Genomic DNA, 13,533 nt, shown 5'->3' with positions numbered 1-13,533 from the left:
AAGGCGGACTCCTTCTTCCTACGTCCGCCTACCGGGTGAGCTGACGGGTTCGGGCCGGAAGCATGCCCTACGACGCCTCACGGCCGTTCCATCGGCCGACCTGGCGCCGATTCACCCCGGAGGAACGTGGTTCCCCGGCTCCGCTCCACAGCGCCCCCGACCACTGGGCTCCCCTGTCGGGCAGTCGCTTCGACCTGCCCCGCTGCTTCACGAACTCGACGGAAACCACCGCCGCCACCCGGGCTGGGTGATCGACAGTGCGGTGGTTCGGGTCATGACCCTAGTAACTGAACCGTGATCCGTTCAAATCCTTGTCAGAAAAAAGACGTAAGAATACCCAAGTTCTCTTGTGAAAATGACCGAAGGTGATCACGTCCACACGCATAGCTGATCGGATTTCACGAACCGCTCAGGCAGCGGTCGGCCGGCGGCCACGACCGAACGCCACCCCCCGGGAGGCGGGAGGTGGCGGGGATCACAGGGGATCAGGGGATCACAGGGGATCGCGGGGAACCGCAGGGGCCCCGGGCGGCCTTCCGGCCTGCCGGTCCGTCAGACCCGGCGGATGGTGTTGATCGGCATCGCGTCGGCCTTCATCACCTTCACCACGTCACCGGTGTGCGGCGCGTGCACCACCATGCCGTTGCCGATGTACATCCCGACGTGGTGCCGGTCGGGACCGTAGATCACCAGGTCGCCCGGCTGGGCCTGGTCCAGCGAGGGCACCCGGGTACCGACGTTGCCCTGCTCCTGCGAGGTGCGCGGCAGCGAGACGCCGGCCTGGCCGTACGCCCAGACCATCAGGCCCGAGCAGTCGAAGGTGCTCGGCCCGGTGGAGCCCCACTGGTACGGCGAGCCCTGCTTGCTCATCGCCTTGGCCACCGCGACGCCCGCGTAGCCGCTCGCCTGCGGCAGCTGGCCGATGTCCGGGCGGTCCGCGCCGCGCGAGGCTCGGTCGTCCTGCTGCTGCTGGGCGCGCAGCGCGGCGCGGTCGGCGGCGCTGAGCGAGTTCATCAGGTCCTGCGCGGCCTTGAGCTTCTGGTTGACGTCCGCCTTGGCCTGGTTCAGGTCCTTGGTGGTGGAGTCGAGCGAGGCCAGCACCGCGGCCGCCTCGGACTTCTGCTGGTCCAGCCGGCGCTGCTGGTCCAGCAGCCCCTTGAGCGCCTCGGCCTGACTGTTGCTGGCCTGCTGGACGCTGGACGCCTTCTGCAGGTAGCCGCTCGGGTCGGAGGAGAGCATCAGCTGGACGGACGGGTCGATGCCGCCGGTGCGGTACTGCTCACCGGCCACCTCGGACAGACCCGACTTCAGCTGGGTCATCTGGTCCTGGCTGCGCGCCACCTGGTCCTGCAGCTGGTCCGACTGCTTGCGCAGCTGGTCGGCCCGCTCCTTGGCGCCGTTGTACTTCTCCGCAGCCTGCTCCTGCTCCTGCTGGAGCTGGTCGATCTGCGCCTTGACGTCGGCCTTGCTGGGCTGGGGCGCGGCGTGCGCGGCCACCTGGGCCGAGAGGGCGACCGCGGTCGCGGCGGCAGCGGTGAGCACGGACACCCGTGCGCGGCTCGGCTGCTTCGGACGGCGGTGGGAGGCCAAGGGACCGGCTCCTTCTTCCATCGGTCTCACCTGTACGAGTGAGAATCCGGAAAATAGGTTTGACGCCAGACCCTAGTGAAGATCCAGGCGTTTCGCCAACCCCCCGATGGCGTGAAACCCGCTTCCGACGCTGACTTCACCGGATCCGCACACGGCCGCCATCCGGGCGCTGACCAGGCATCACGCCCATAGGCCCGGGTCAGGGCCGGGCCAGCCGGTTCAGCAGCAGCACCGAGGCGACCGGGCGCGCACCCGCCTTCCGCACGCCCTCCGCCACCTCGCGGTCGGTGGACACCACCACCACCGGACGGCCCTGCGGCTCGGCCCGCACCAGACGACGGATCAGTTCGTCCGCCGTCTCCCCGGTCCGGCTGAACCGCACCCGCACCCCGCGCGGCGGCGCCATGATCACCGGGACGTCCAGGTCCTGCCCGTCGAACACACAGGTGACCTCCGCCTGGGTGCGCTGGGCCAGCATCGCCAGCCCGCCCAGCAACCGGATCCGCTGCTGCTCCAACGGCAGCGTCGGATAGCCGGTCTTGGTCACGTTGTAGCCGTCCACCACCAGGTGCACCTGCGGGATCGCCAGCAACTGGTCCAGCAGCGCCGGATCGTCCTCCGCCAGGCCCCGCCTGGCCACGTCGTGCGGCGAGGCCGCCCCCGGCACGACCGCCTCCACCAGGTCCGCCGGGCGGATCTGCGAGACCGGCAGCGCCAGCTCCCGCTGCAGCCCCTGCGCCGACTGCAGCACCGTGTCCAGCAGCAGCCGCAGCCGCATGTCCTCCACGCTGCGCCCCTCGCGGGCCGAACGGCGCCCCTGCTCGGCGGCCGTCTCCAGCTCGGAGACCCGGTGCCGCAGCCGCCGCGCCTCGCTCTCCGCCGTACCGCGCTCGGCCGCCGCCTGCGCCCTCGCGGCCTCCAGCTCCCCCGCCAGCCGGCGCGTCTCGGCCTGCGCCCGGCGGGTGTCGCTCTCCAGCGACCGCACCTTCTTGCGCAGCGACTCGGCCTCCCGGCGGACCTCCTCGGACTCCGCCCGCTGGCGGTCCAGGTCCGCGCGCGCCGCCGCCCGCAGCTCGGCCAGCTCCGCCTGCAGCTTCTCCACCAGCCGCGCCGACTCCGCGGCCGCGCCCTCGGCCCCGGCCCGCTCGGCCTCCTCGCCGGCCTCCGTCACCAGCCGGCTCCACCCGGCCGAGCGCACCAGGTACGCGGCGGCCGCGACGTCCATCGGATCGGCGGCGCCCGGGACGGTGCCCGACTCCAGCGCCTTCACCAGGTCCGGCTGGCCGAGCCGCAGCCGCTCCGCTATCCGCACCCGGAAGGCCGGCTCCGACTCCAGCGCCGCCGCCAGGGCCGTCGCCGCGTACTTGGCCCGCCGCGCGGGGGTGAACTTCGCGTACTGGCGCAGGCTCTGCGGCAGTTCGGCCGCCGGCAGGCCGCCGAGCGCGTCCGAGGCCAGCCCGACCACCCGCCGGCGCACCCCCTCGGGCAGCGGCCGGTCGAGCTTCTCGGCCGCCCGTTCCGACGCCGCGCCGGACACCCCGGTCGCCCCGGACTCGGACGCCGCCGACTCGTCGGGCTCCTTCGCTGCGTCCACCACGTCCTCGGCTCCGATCCTGGTCCAGCGGGGCACGGCCGCGGCCGCCCCCTGTCGTCACGCTCCGTGCGTCTTGTCTGTATTGTCCCGTGCGGTGGACGGGCGCGCCCGCACCGCCCACCGCACCCCCGGCATCAGCCCTGCTCGGCGGGGGTCTCCGCACCCTCGGCACCCGGGCGGGCCACCAGCTCGACCTGGTCCACCGCGTTGCACCAGCGGCAGCGCACCGACTCGATCGTCTCGCTCAGCACCTGGGTCTCCTCGACCTTGGACTCGCCGGCCAGGTCGAAGTGGAGGAACTCGGTCACCCGCGCGGTGCGGGTCACGTCGAAGCGGGTCAGGTTGCCGCACAGGGTGCAGCGCCAGCGCGTCTGCGCGGTCAGGGCGGGGACGGTCATCGGGGGTCCTCTCGGGTGATCCCTGGGTGGGCCAGGCGCTCCCCCCGGAGCCCCGGCATCGGCGGCGGGAGGCGGGAATGCCCGCCCCAAGCCTATTGCCTGGGGCAACCACCCCGGCCACCAGTTCAGCCAAGCCGCCCCCTAGCCCACCTGCCGTACTGCGCCGTGTCACCTCGGCCGCCCGGAGGGATGCTTGGGCCCATGGCGCTCGCGGCCCCTGACCACACCGACGCACCGGCCGGGCCCGCCCCGGCGGTCAGCTACGCCCTGATCGCGGTCAACACCCTGGTGTTCCTGCTCGCCCCGGCCGCCGGCCTCAACCCGCTGTACGGCACCGGCCAGGCCCGGGTCTGCGCCGAGCAGCGGTACGAGCAGCGCTGGGGCGCGATCCCGGCCGAGATCCTGGCCGGCCGTCCGCTGACCTCCGAACAGCTGGCCGAGGCCCCCGACCCCGTCCCGGGCTGCCCGGTCGCCGCGACCCCGGGCAAGCACCCGGCGCTGTCCGTCCTCACCGGCCTCTTCCTGCACGCCGGCTGGCTGCACCTGCTCGGCAACCTGCTCTTCCTCCACGTCTTCGGCCCCACCGTCGAACAGCGCCTGGGCCGGGCCCGGTTCGCCCTCTTCTACCTGGCCGCCGGCAGCCTGGCCACGTACGGCTTCGCGCTCGCCGAGGCCCACTCGCCGGGCTCCACCCGCGTCCTGATCGGCGCCTCGGGCGCGATCTCCGCCGTGCTCGGCGCCTACCTGCGCTTCCATCCGCGCGCCCGGGTGACCGCCCTCGTCCCGCTGCTGCTCTTCCTGCCGCTGCGCTTCCCGGCCTGGCTGGTGCTCGGCCTGTGGTTCGCGCTGCAGTGGTGGTCGGTGCACGCGGCCGGCCCGGGCGTGGCCTACCTGGTGCACGTCATCGGCTTCTCGGCCGGGTTCCTCTACGCCTGCACCGTGCTCGGTCACCCCCCGCGACGACCCGGCCGACGCCCGATACCCTGGCGGCAACCCACGAAGGAGCGCGAACAGTGATCACCGCCATCGTCCTGATCAAGACCAGTGTCGACCGCATTCCGGAGATCGCCGAGGCCATCGCCGCGATCGAGGGCGTCAGCGAGGTGTACTCGGTGACCGGCGGCTACGACCTGGTGGCGATGGTCCGGGTGCGCCGTCACGACGACCTGGCCGACGTCATCCCGGGCCGGCTGAACAAGGTCCCGGGCGTGGCCCAGACCGAGACCCAGATCGCCTTCCGCACCTACTCCCAGCACGACCTGGAAGCCGCCTTCGCCCTCGGCCTCGACGAGTAGGACGCCCCGGGGCCCGCTCAGCCCTCCCGCCGGCTGTCGGCGACACAACGCCCGCCCTCGTTGCGGTAGTTCCACGCCGCGCCGTCCGTGACCAGCTCACGGACGGCGGTCAGGAAGCGCTCGACGTGCTCGTCCGGCGTCCCGGCGCCGAAGCTCACCCGGATCGCGTTCAGGCTGCGCTCACCGGGCAGCGACGCGTCGGGAGCACCGCACGCCGAGTCGGCGGCCGGGGTGTCGTCCCCGAGCAGGGTGCGCACCAGCGGGTGCGCGCAGAACAGGCCGTCGCGCACCCCGATGCCGTACTCGGCGGACAGCGCGGCCGAGAAGTGCGAGCTGTTCCAGTCCTGGACGACGAAGGACAGCACCCCCACCCGCGCGGAGCCGGGGCCGAACAGGTTCAGCACCTTGACCTGAGGAATCTCCGCCAGCCCCGCCGTCAGCCGGTCGATCAGCCGCTGCTCCCGGGCCTCCAGCGCCTCGAAGCCCGCCTCGGTCAGCGCCCGGCAGGCCGAGGCGATCGCGTAGGCGCCGATGACGTTCGGCGAACCGGCCTCGTGCCGGGCCGGGCCGGTGTGCCACTGCACGGCCACCGAGCCGTCCGTCTCCCGGGCCACCGTCCGGGTCGCCCCGCCGCCGGCCAGGTACGGCTCGGCCGCGTCCAGCCAGTCCGAGCGACCGGCCAACACCCCCGCGCCGAACGGCGCGTAGAGCTTGTGGCCGGAGAAGGCGATCCAGTCGACGCCCGACTCCCGCACCGAGACCCGGTGGTGCGGGGCGAGCTGCGCGGCGTCCAGCACCACCCGGGCGCCGTGCCGGTGCGCGGTCTCGGTCAGCGCGGCGACCGGCCACAGCTCCCCGGTGACGTTCGAGGCGCCGGTGACGCACAGCAGCTTGGGGCCCTCGGGCGCCTCGGCGAGCGCGGCGTCCAGCGCGGCCACCGCCTCGGCCCGCGAGCGCGGCGCCGCCAGGTACCGCACCTCCAGCCCGGCGTGCGCCCAGGGCAGCAGCGAGGCGTGGTGCTCGGTCTCGAAGGCGAACACCCGGGTGCCGGCCGGCACGGCCCCGGCCAGCAGGTTGAGCGAGTCGGTGGTGGCGCGGGTGAACACCACCTGGTCGCCCTCACGCAGGTCGAGGAACTCGGCGACGGTCCGGCGGCTCTGCTCGAACAGGTCGGTGGACAGCTGGGAGAGGTACCCGGCGCCCCGGTGCACGCTGCCGTAGTACGGCGCGTAGGCGGCGACGTCGTCCCAGACCCGCTGCAGCGCCGGCGAGCTGGCCGCGTAGTCGAGCGCCGCGTAGCCGACCTTCTCCCCGCTGGCGAGCGGGACCTGGACGTCACGGCCGAGGACGGCGAGCGGGGCGCACGGGAGGGGCCGCGCGACGGGGGTCCCCCCGGACGGAGTCCGGGGGAGCGTCGATGCAAGGGTGGTGGCGGGCGACGGGTGGGAGAGGGACATGAGGATGCACTCCTTCTACGGGTCAGGGACCCCGGGAGTGCTCGTCGTCCGGCGTCCGCGCTTGCCGCACGGACGATTCGCCGAGCGACCCGGTCCTCACCCAGGGCACCCCGCCACGGACGGAGGGTTGCCGGACAGCAAGCTGGGGCTTGTCGCTGTCACTCATGACCTGGCCAAGACTCTAGGTCGCACACATCGGACGGTCAAACACAGGTCCACCATCCGGACACGACAGGAGCCCGCGGCGACGAATCGCCACGGGCCCGTCAACTACCGCCTCAGCCCCGGCTGGTGGCCCCCGACCAGCGGCGCAGCAGCTCCTCCGCCGCACCCGAGTCGATGGCCTCGGCCGCCCGCACCATGCCCGCCGCGAGCTGCTCGGTGAGCGGCGCGTCGCCGGGTTCGAGCGCGACCAGCGCCGCCGCCGTGTTCAGCAGGACGGCGTCCCGCACCGGCCCGCGCTCCCCGGCCAGCAGCCGGCGCGCGACCTCGGCGTTGTAGGACGGGTCCCCGCCGCGCAGCGCCTCGATGCCGACCAGCTCGATGCCGACGTCCCGCGGGTCGAAGGAGGTCTCGGTGACGGCGCCGTCGCGCACGATCCACACCTGCGAGGTGGTGGTGATGGTGAGCTCGTCCAGCCCGTCGTCGCCGCGGAACACCAGGGCGCTGGCCCCGCGCCGGGCGAGCACCCCGGCGATCAGCCCGGCGAGCCGGGTGTCGAAGCAGCCGATCGCGTGCGCGCTGACCTTGGCCGGGTTGGTGAGCGGGCCGAGGATGTTGAACGCGGTCGGCACCCCGAGGTCGCGCCGCGCGGTGGCGGCGTGCCGCATCGAGGGGTGGAACTTCGCGGCGAAGCAGAAGGTGAGCCCGACCTCCTCGGCGACCTCGGCGACCCGCCGCGCGGGCAGGTCGAGCGCGACGCCGAGCTTCTCCAGCACGTCCGAGGAGCCGCTGGCGGAGGAGGCCGACCGGTTGCCGTGCTTGACCACCTTGGCGCCGGCCGCGGCCGCGACGATCGCCGACATGGTGGAGATGTTGACGGTCTTCGCCCGGTCGCCGCCGGTGCCGACGATGTCGACCGCCGGGCCGGCGATCTCCAGCGGCTCGGCGTGCGCGTACATCGAGTCCACCAGACCGGTGATCTCGTCGACCGTCTCGCCCTTGGCCCGCAGCGCGATCATGAAGCCGGCGACCTGGACGGGGGACGCCTCGCCGCTCATGATCCGGTCCATCGCCCACGCGGTGGCCGAGCGGTCGAGGTCCTCCCCCTTCAACAGCGCCGCCAGGATGTCCGGCCAGGTACGGACCACCTGCGCGGGGTCGCTACCGCCGTTCGCAGGGTTCGCGTTCACCATGGCTGACTCCACTGTTGTCGGTTCCCCCACCCACGGGGGACGTCCGTACGGATGGAAGTCAGCCTATCGAGCGGAAGGGCCGCCGCGGCGGCCCCTTCTCTCGTACTGAGACAGCACCGGCAACTTCGTACGGGAACGGCTCCGGGCCGTCCGCCGGCGCTCAGCGCGCGGCCGGCGCCCGCTTCGCCAGTCGGCCCCGCAGCAGGACGGCGGCCGCCTCGGCCAGCGCCACCGGGTCCACCGGGCGGGAGATCGCGGCGTCGGCCCGGCTCCAGGCGGCGAGCCAGGAGTCCTGCGGCCGGCCGATCAGCACGAGCACCGGCGGGCAGCCGTAGATCTCGTCCTTGAGCTGGCGCCCGAGCCCGAGCCCGCCGGCCGGCACCGCCTCGCCGTCCAGGACGCAGAGGTCGACGCCGCCCTTCTCCAGCGCCTTCAGCACCGCGGGGGTGGTCGCGCACTCCAGGTAGTCCAGCTCGGGAAGATCCTCGGCGGGCCGGCGGCCGAGCGCCGTCAGCACCTGCTCGCGGGTGTTGCGGTCGTCGCTGTAGACCAGGACGGTGAGCGTCTCGTCGGTCGTGTACGCCATGGACCCTGCTCCCTCAAGTGTGATCCGGACCACGTTCGCCTGATCCGGATGCTACTCCGCTTTCCCCCGTCGCCGACTCCCCCGCGCACACCTTCCTCCCCAAGCCGCCGCGCCCGCCGCTCGGCCGCCTGGAGGACACCCCGTCACCCCGTCACCCGCGGTCCACTCGTACGGCCGACCCCGGGCCCGCTCCCCTTACCTCCGCGCGCCCGCGCGACCCGGCAGCGACACGCTGGCCAGCGGGCCGCAGGGCCCCGTCGAGGAACCGTCAGAAAAGGGACACGCCGCTGCTCAGCCCCCGTCCGGCCCCCCGGCCACCCCCCAAGCGGGCATACCGCACGCACCGGACACTCCGAGGGACACCCCCCGGCGTGAAGACGGAATAAGGGACCGACATAATGTCCGTCGTGGCGACAGCAACAGCAGTAGAAACCGGGCACGCGCATGGATCGGTCAACCGACCGAACATGGTCAGCGTCGGAACGATCGTCTGGCTCAGTTCCGAGCTGATGTTCTTCGCGGCCCTCTTCGCGATGTACTTCACGCTCCGCTCCGTCAAGGGAGCCGAGTTCTGGACCGAGAAGGCGCACGCCCTCAACGTCCCCTTCTCCGCGGGCAACACCACGATCCTGGTGCTCTCCTCGCTGACCTGCCAGCTCGGCGTGTTCGCCGCCGAGCGCGGTGACGTGAAGAAGCTCCGCGCGTGGTTCGTCATCACGTTCATGATGGGCGCGATCTTCATCGGCGGTCAGATCTTCGAGTACACGGAGCTGGTCAAGAAGGACGGCCTCTCGCTGTCCTCCGACCCGTACGGCACCGTGTTCTACCTGACCACCGGCTTCCACGGTCTGCACGTGACGGGTGGTCTGATCGCCTTCCTGCTGGTCCTGGGACGGACTTACGCAGCCAAGCGCTTCACGCACGAGCAGGCCACCGCCGCGATCGTCGTGTCGTACTACTGGCACTTCGTCGACGTCGTGTGGATCGGCCTGTTCGCGACCATCTACCTGATCAAGTAACCAGCTGATCAGGTCGCTGGCCACCGGCTGCGGCCCCCGCCCTCACCGGCGTCGGGCCGCTTCTGCCGGTGCCGAAGCTCCCACCGACCGACCGCGCGCGCAGCCCTAGAGAGGCAGCCTCGTGCCGGCCAGACCGGCCGCCGGGTGCACCCACCAGTCGACCAGATCCTGACACCGGGGTTATTCCGTGAAAAAGCTCTCCGCACGACGGCGCCACCCATTGGCGGCGCTGGTCGTCCTACTTCTCGCCCTGGCGGCCACCGGGGGGCTGTACGCCGCGTTCGCGCCCGCCAGCAAGGCGCAGGCCGACGTCACCGCGCAGTCGCTCGAGATCGAAGAGGGCAAGAAGCTCTTCGCCGTCGGCTGCTCCTCCTGCCACGGCCTGAACGGCCAGGGCAGCAGCGACGGTCCGAGCCTGGTCGGCGTCGGCACCGCGTCCGTCGACTTCCAGGTCGGCACCGGCCGCATGCCGGCCCAGCAGCCCGGCGCGCAGGTCCCGCGCAAGAAGAACATCTACTCCCAGGCCGAGATCGACCAGCTCGCCGCCTTCGTGGGCTCGCTGGGCCCCGGCCCGGTCGCGCCGAAGGCTGAGCAGTACACCTCGACCAACCCGGAGGACATCTCCAAGGGTGGCGAGCTGTTCCGCACCAACTGCGCCCAGTGCCACAACTTCGCCGGCCAGGGCGGTGCCCTGACCAAGGGCAAGTACGCCCCCTCGCTGGAGGGCGTGGACGCCAAGCACATCTACGAGGCCATGCAGACCGGCCCGCAGAACATGCCGTCGTTCCCGGACACCACCATGCCCGAGGAGCAGAAGAAGCAGATCGTGGCCTTCGTCCGCCACACCACCTCCGATGAGCCCAACCCCGGTGGTCTCACGCTCGGCAGCCTCGGTCCGGTGACCGAGGGTCTGTTCGGCTGGATCTTCGGTCTCGGCACGCTCATCGCGGTCGCGATCTGGGTCGCCGCCCACACCACCAAGGCCAAGAAGTCATGAGCCACGACATGTCAGAGAACCTCCCGGAGTCGCACGGCTCCGCCGGCGAGGTCGCCGAGCACGGCAACCCCTTCGCCGACCCGGGCCTGCCGGCCCACGAGCCGCGTCGCACCGACATCGACGAGCGGGCCGCCAAGCGGGCCGAGCGCCAGGTCTCGCTGATGTTCGTGGTCTCGATGCTCGCCACCATCGGCTTCATCGCCTCGTTCGTGGCCATCGACCCCGACAAGATCGTCTACATCTTCCCGCTGGGCAAGGTCAGCGCGCTGAACTTCGCGCTGGGCATGACCCTGGGCGTCGCGCTGTTCATGATCGGCGCCGGCGCGGTCCACTGGGCCCGCACCCTGATGTCGGACGTCGAGGTCCCGGCCGAGCGTCACCCGATCGAGGCCGACGACGAGCTGCGCGCCGACATCATGGAGCAGTTCCGGCAGGGCGCCGCGGAGTCCGGCTTCGGCCGCCGCAAGATGATCCGCAACACCCTCCTCGGCTCGCTGGCGCTGGTCCCGCTCTCCGGCGTGGTCCTGCTCCGCGACCTGGGCCCGCTGCCCGAGAAGAAGCTCATGGGCACCGGCTGGGGCAAGGCCACCCAGGCCATGCCGCTGGAGCTCGTCAACATGAGCACCATGCAGCCGATGAAGGCCGAGGACATCGTCGTCGGTTCGCTGACCTTCGCCATGCCGAAGGGTCTGACCACCCACGACGAGGACTTCCAGCAGCGCATCGCCAAGGACGCCCTGATGCTGGTGCGCATCGCACCGGAGGACATCAAGGACGACAAGTCCCGGGAGCTGGGCTTCGAGGGCATCCTCGCCTACTCCAAGATCTGCACCCACGTCGGCTGCCCGATCAGCCTGTACGAGCAGCAGACCCACCACGCGCTCTGCCCCTGCCACCAGTCGACCTTCGACCTGGCGGACGGCGCGCGCGTCATCTTCGGCCCGGCCGGCCACCCGCTGCCGCAGCTGAAGATCATCACTGACGAGAAGGGCAACCTGGTCGCCACCGGCGACTTCGCTGAGCCCGTCGGCCCGAGCTACTGGGAGCGTGCTCGATGAGTAGCGCGAGCAGCACCACCTCCGGTGCCGCCAAGCCCGCCAGCACGCGCGCCAAGCCCGCGAGCAAGTGGGAAGCCGCCGCTGACTGGACGGACGGCCGGCTGGGGATCTACTCCCTCGCCAAGGCCAACCTGCGGAAGATCTTCCCGGACCACTGGTCCTTCATGCTGGGCGAGATCTGCCTCTACACGTTCATCATCATCATCATGACCGGCGTCTACCTGACGCTGTTCTTCAAGCCCTCGATGGGCGAGGTCATCTACGACGGCTCGTACGTCCCGCTCAAGGGCATCGGGATGTCCGAGGCGTACGCCTCGACCGTCGACATCAGCTTCGAGGTGCGCGGCGGTCTGCTGATCCGCCAGATCCACCACTGGGCCGCGCTGGTCTTCGTGGCGGGCATGCTCGTGCACATGATGCGCGTGTTCTTCACCGGCGCGTTCCGCAAGCCGCGTGAGATCAACTGGGTCTTCGGCTTCCTGCTGCTGGTCCTGGGCATGTTCGACGGCTTCTTCGGCTACTCGCTGCCGGACGACCTGCTGTCGGGTACCGGTATCCGCTTCATGGAAGGCGCGATCCTCGCCGTCCCGCTGGTGGGCACCTACGTCCAGATGTTCCTGTTCGGGGGCGAGTTCCCCGGCCACGACATCATCCCGCGGTTCTTCACGATCCACGTGCTGCTGATCCCGGGCATCATGCTCGGCCTGCTGGTGGCGCACCTGATCCTGGTCTTCTACCACAAGCACACCCAGTGGGCGGGCCCGGGCAAGACCGAGAAGAACGTCGTCGGCATGCCGCTGATGCCGGTCTACATGGCCAAGGCCGGTGGCTTCTTCTTCCTGGTGTTCGGCCTCATCGCCGCCATCTCGGCGATCGCCTCGATCAACCCGATCTGGGCGTACGGCCCGTACCGCCCCGACCAGGTGTCGACCGACGCCCAGCCGGACTGGTACATGGGCTTCTCCGAGGGCCTGATCCGCGTCATGCCGGGCTGGGAGATCAGCGTCTGGGGCGGCCACACCCTGAACCTGGGTGTCTTCATCCCGCTGATGGTGGTCTTCCCGCTGGTCCTGGTCTCGATCGCGGTCTACCCGTTCATCGAGAGCTGGATCACCGGCGACAAGCGCGAGCACCACATCCTGGACCGCCCGCGCAACGCCCCGGTCCGCACCGCGCTGGGTGCCGCCTGGATCAGCCTGTACCTGGTGCTGCTGATCGGTGGTGGCAACGACCTGTTCGCCACCCACCTGCACCTGTCGCTGAACGCCATCACCTACTTCGTCCGCGTCGGCTTCTTCGTCGTCCCGGTCGTCACCTTCATCGTCACCAAGCGCTGGTGCCTCGGCCTGCAGCGCCGTGACAAGGAGAAGGTGCTGCACGGCCGCGAGACGGGCGTCATCAAGCGCCTGCCGCACGGCGAGTTCGTCGAGGTGCACGCCCAGCTGCCGCAGAAGGACCTGCACACGCTCACCGCGCACGAGCAGATCCAGCCGGTCCAGCTGCCGGCCCAGACGGACGAGAACGGCGTGGCCCGCAAGGCCGGCGTCCTCACCCGCACCCGGGCCAAGCTCTCCCGCGGCTTCTACGGCGAGGGAAGCCAGATCCCCAAGCCGACCGCCGAGGAGCACCACGAGATCACCAGCGGCCACGGCCACCACTGATCCCGTACGCGCCACCCCGAGGGCCGCTGACCAGAGTTCACCTGGTCGGCGGCCCTCGGGCTTTTCCGTACCCGCCCGCCCGTACCCGCCCGCCCCGAACCCGCCGGTCCCGTACCCGCCCGTCGCCTGGAGCCCCCGTGCAGCTGTCCGTCGATCCCGCCGCCGCCACTCCCCCGTACGAGCAGATCCGCGCCCAGATCGCCGAGCGGGCCCGCACCGGCGAGCTGCCGACCGGGCTGCGGCTGCCGACCGTCCGGGCCCTGGCCGAGGAGCTGGGGCTGGCCGCCGGGACGGTCGCCCGGGCCTACAAGGAGCTGGAGGCGGACGGCGTGGTGGAGACCCACGGCCGGCGCGGCACCCTGATCGCCGCCACCGGGGACACCGCCCACCGCCTGGCCGCCGAGGCCGCCGCCGCGTACGCGGAGCGGGCCGCCCGGCTCGGGCTCTCCCGCGCCGACGCCCTCGCGGCGGTGGACACCGCGCTGCGGGCCCTGCCCGAGGCGTAGGGCGCTTCCTGGGCCTG

The 13,533-nt window shown here is 71.6% G+C and carries 13 protein-coding genes and 2 riboswitches; of the genes, 7 read left to right on the top strand and 6 right to left on the bottom strand.

Translation table 11 applies throughout. The features are described 5' to 3' along the window. Positions 1-9 precede the first annotated feature (9 nt). Positions 10-163: riboswitch (cyclic di-AMP (ydaO/yuaA leader) on the bottom strand. Positions 164-552: 389 nt separating this feature from the next. The 3 genes from AB2U05_RS24385 to AB2U05_RS24375 all read right to left on the bottom strand — a co-directional run bounded on the left by AB2U05_RS24385 (position 553) and on the right by AB2U05_RS24375 (position 3,582). After that, complete coding sequence (locus AB2U05_RS24385) at positions 553-1,590, bottom strand: NlpC/P60 family protein (protein WP_369184257.1); 1,038 nt, start codon at positions 1,588-1,590, stop codon at positions 553-555. 199 nt (positions 1,591-1,789) lie between these two features. Continuing rightward, the gene (locus tag AB2U05_RS24380) at positions 1,790-3,127 is read right to left on the bottom strand and encodes an NYN domain-containing protein (protein WP_045692254.1); all 1,338 of its coding nucleotides are present in this window, start codon (positions 3,125-3,127) and stop codon (positions 1,790-1,792) included. A 191-nt stretch (positions 3,128-3,318) separates the two neighbouring features. Next, complete coding sequence (locus AB2U05_RS24375) at positions 3,319-3,582, bottom strand: hypothetical protein (RefSeq protein ID WP_045692170.1); 264 nt, start codon at positions 3,580-3,582, stop codon at positions 3,319-3,321. A 201-nt stretch (positions 3,583-3,783) separates the two neighbouring features. On the opposite strand from AB2U05_RS24375, the gene AB2U05_RS24370 reads away from it, so the two are divergent. Beyond that, positions 3,784-4,599, top strand: a complete 816-nt coding sequence (locus tag AB2U05_RS24370) for a rhomboid family intramembrane serine protease (RefSeq protein WP_369184256.1) — start codon at positions 3,784-3,786, stop codon at positions 4,597-4,599. Then, positions 4,596-4,877, top strand: a complete 282-nt coding sequence (locus AB2U05_RS24365; protein ID WP_045692172.1) for an Lrp/AsnC ligand binding domain-containing protein — start codon at positions 4,596-4,598, stop codon at positions 4,875-4,877. Before AB2U05_RS24370 ends, AB2U05_RS24365 begins: the two co-directional genes overlap by 4 nt. Before the next feature lie 17 nt (positions 4,878-4,894). Here AB2U05_RS24365 and AB2U05_RS24360 read toward each other — a convergent pair whose 3' ends face one another. The 3 genes from AB2U05_RS24360 to AB2U05_RS24350 all read right to left on the bottom strand — a co-directional run bounded on the left by AB2U05_RS24360 (position 4,895) and on the right by AB2U05_RS24350 (position 8,275). Further along, complete coding sequence (locus AB2U05_RS24360) at positions 4,895-6,334, bottom strand: aminotransferase class V-fold PLP-dependent enzyme (protein ID WP_369184255.1); 1,440 nt, start codon at positions 6,332-6,334, stop codon at positions 4,895-4,897. Between the two features lie 52 nt (positions 6,335-6,386). Beyond that, positions 6,387-6,504, bottom strand: a riboswitch (SAM riboswitch). 108 nt (positions 6,505-6,612) lie between these two features. Next, on the bottom strand, positions 6,613-7,689 hold the full coding sequence (gene trpD, locus AB2U05_RS24355) for an anthranilate phosphoribosyltransferase (protein ID WP_045692174.1): 1,077 nt from the start codon (positions 7,687-7,689) through the stop codon (positions 6,613-6,615). Between the two features lie 160 nt (positions 7,690-7,849). After that, the gene (locus AB2U05_RS24350) at positions 7,850-8,275 is read right to left on the bottom strand and encodes a hypothetical protein (protein WP_045692175.1); all 426 of its coding nucleotides are present in this window, start codon (positions 8,273-8,275) and stop codon (positions 7,850-7,852) included. Between the two features lie 398 nt (positions 8,276-8,673). Between AB2U05_RS24350 and AB2U05_RS24345 the strand changes: the two genes are divergently transcribed. From AB2U05_RS24345 to AB2U05_RS24325, 5 genes are all read left to right on the top strand, one after another. Beyond that, positions 8,674-9,294 (top strand): heme-copper oxidase subunit III, encoded by a 621-nt coding sequence (locus tag AB2U05_RS24345; protein WP_369184254.1) that lies wholly within the window; start codon positions 8,674-8,676, stop codon positions 9,292-9,294. 187 nt (positions 9,295-9,481) lie between these two features. Next, entirely contained in the window at positions 9,482-10,291 is an 810-nt protein-coding gene (locus AB2U05_RS24340; RefSeq protein ID WP_045692177.1) for a c-type cytochrome, read from the top strand. A gap of 8 nt (positions 10,292-10,299) precedes the next feature. Further along, positions 10,300-11,349, top strand: a complete 1,050-nt coding sequence (locus AB2U05_RS24335) for a ubiquinol-cytochrome c reductase iron-sulfur subunit (RefSeq protein WP_244178576.1) — start codon at positions 10,300-10,302, stop codon at positions 11,347-11,349. After that, positions 11,346-13,010: a ubiquinol-cytochrome c reductase cytochrome b subunit gene (locus AB2U05_RS24330; protein WP_045692179.1), complete on the top strand. Its 1,665-nt coding sequence runs from the start codon at positions 11,346-11,348 to the stop codon at positions 13,008-13,010. Before AB2U05_RS24335 ends, AB2U05_RS24330 begins: the two co-directional genes overlap by 4 nt. A 137-nt stretch (positions 13,011-13,147) precedes the next feature. Beyond that, entirely contained in the window at positions 13,148-13,516 is a 369-nt protein-coding gene (locus tag AB2U05_RS24325; protein WP_045692180.1) for a GntR family transcriptional regulator, read from the top strand. Positions 13,517-13,533: the final 17 nt, after the last annotated feature.

The sequence above is a fragment of the Streptomyces sp. Y1 genome, assembly GCF_041053115.1.
Classification (GTDB): Bacteria; Actinomycetota; Actinomycetes; order Streptomycetales; family Streptomycetaceae; genus Kitasatospora; species Kitasatospora rubellomurina.
This window is presented reverse-complemented; position numbering and strand designations above follow the sequence as displayed.

What these genes read in the sequence shown, in the direction of transcription:
- AB2U05_RS24345 (WP_369184254.1), top strand. Translation starts at nt 8,674, where the DNA reads ATGTCCGTCGTGGCGACAGCAACAGCAGTAGAAACCGGGCACGCGCAT.
- AB2U05_RS24360 (WP_369184255.1), bottom strand. Translation starts at nt 6,334, where the DNA reads ATGTCCCTCTCCCACCCGTCGCCCGCCACCACCCTTGCATCGACGCTC.
- trpD (WP_045692174.1), bottom strand. Translation starts at nt 7,689, where the DNA reads ATGGTGAACGCGAACCCTGCGAACGGCGGTAGCGACCCCGCGCAGGTG.
- AB2U05_RS24330 (WP_045692179.1), top strand. Translation starts at nt 11,346, where the DNA reads ATGAGTAGCGCGAGCAGCACCACCTCCGGTGCCGCCAAGCCCGCCAGC.
- AB2U05_RS24375 (WP_045692170.1), bottom strand. Translation starts at nt 3,582, where the DNA reads ATGACCGTCCCCGCCCTGACCGCGCAGACGCGCTGGCGCTGCACCCTG.
- AB2U05_RS24350 (WP_045692175.1), bottom strand. Translation starts at nt 8,275, where the DNA reads ATGGCGTACACGACCGACGAGACGCTCACCGTCCTGGTCTACAGCGAC.
- AB2U05_RS24370 (WP_369184256.1), top strand. Translation starts at nt 3,784, where the DNA reads ATGGCGCTCGCGGCCCCTGACCACACCGACGCACCGGCCGGGCCCGCC.
- AB2U05_RS24335 (WP_244178576.1), top strand. Translation starts at nt 10,300, where the DNA reads ATGTCAGAGAACCTCCCGGAGTCGCACGGCTCCGCCGGCGAGGTCGCC.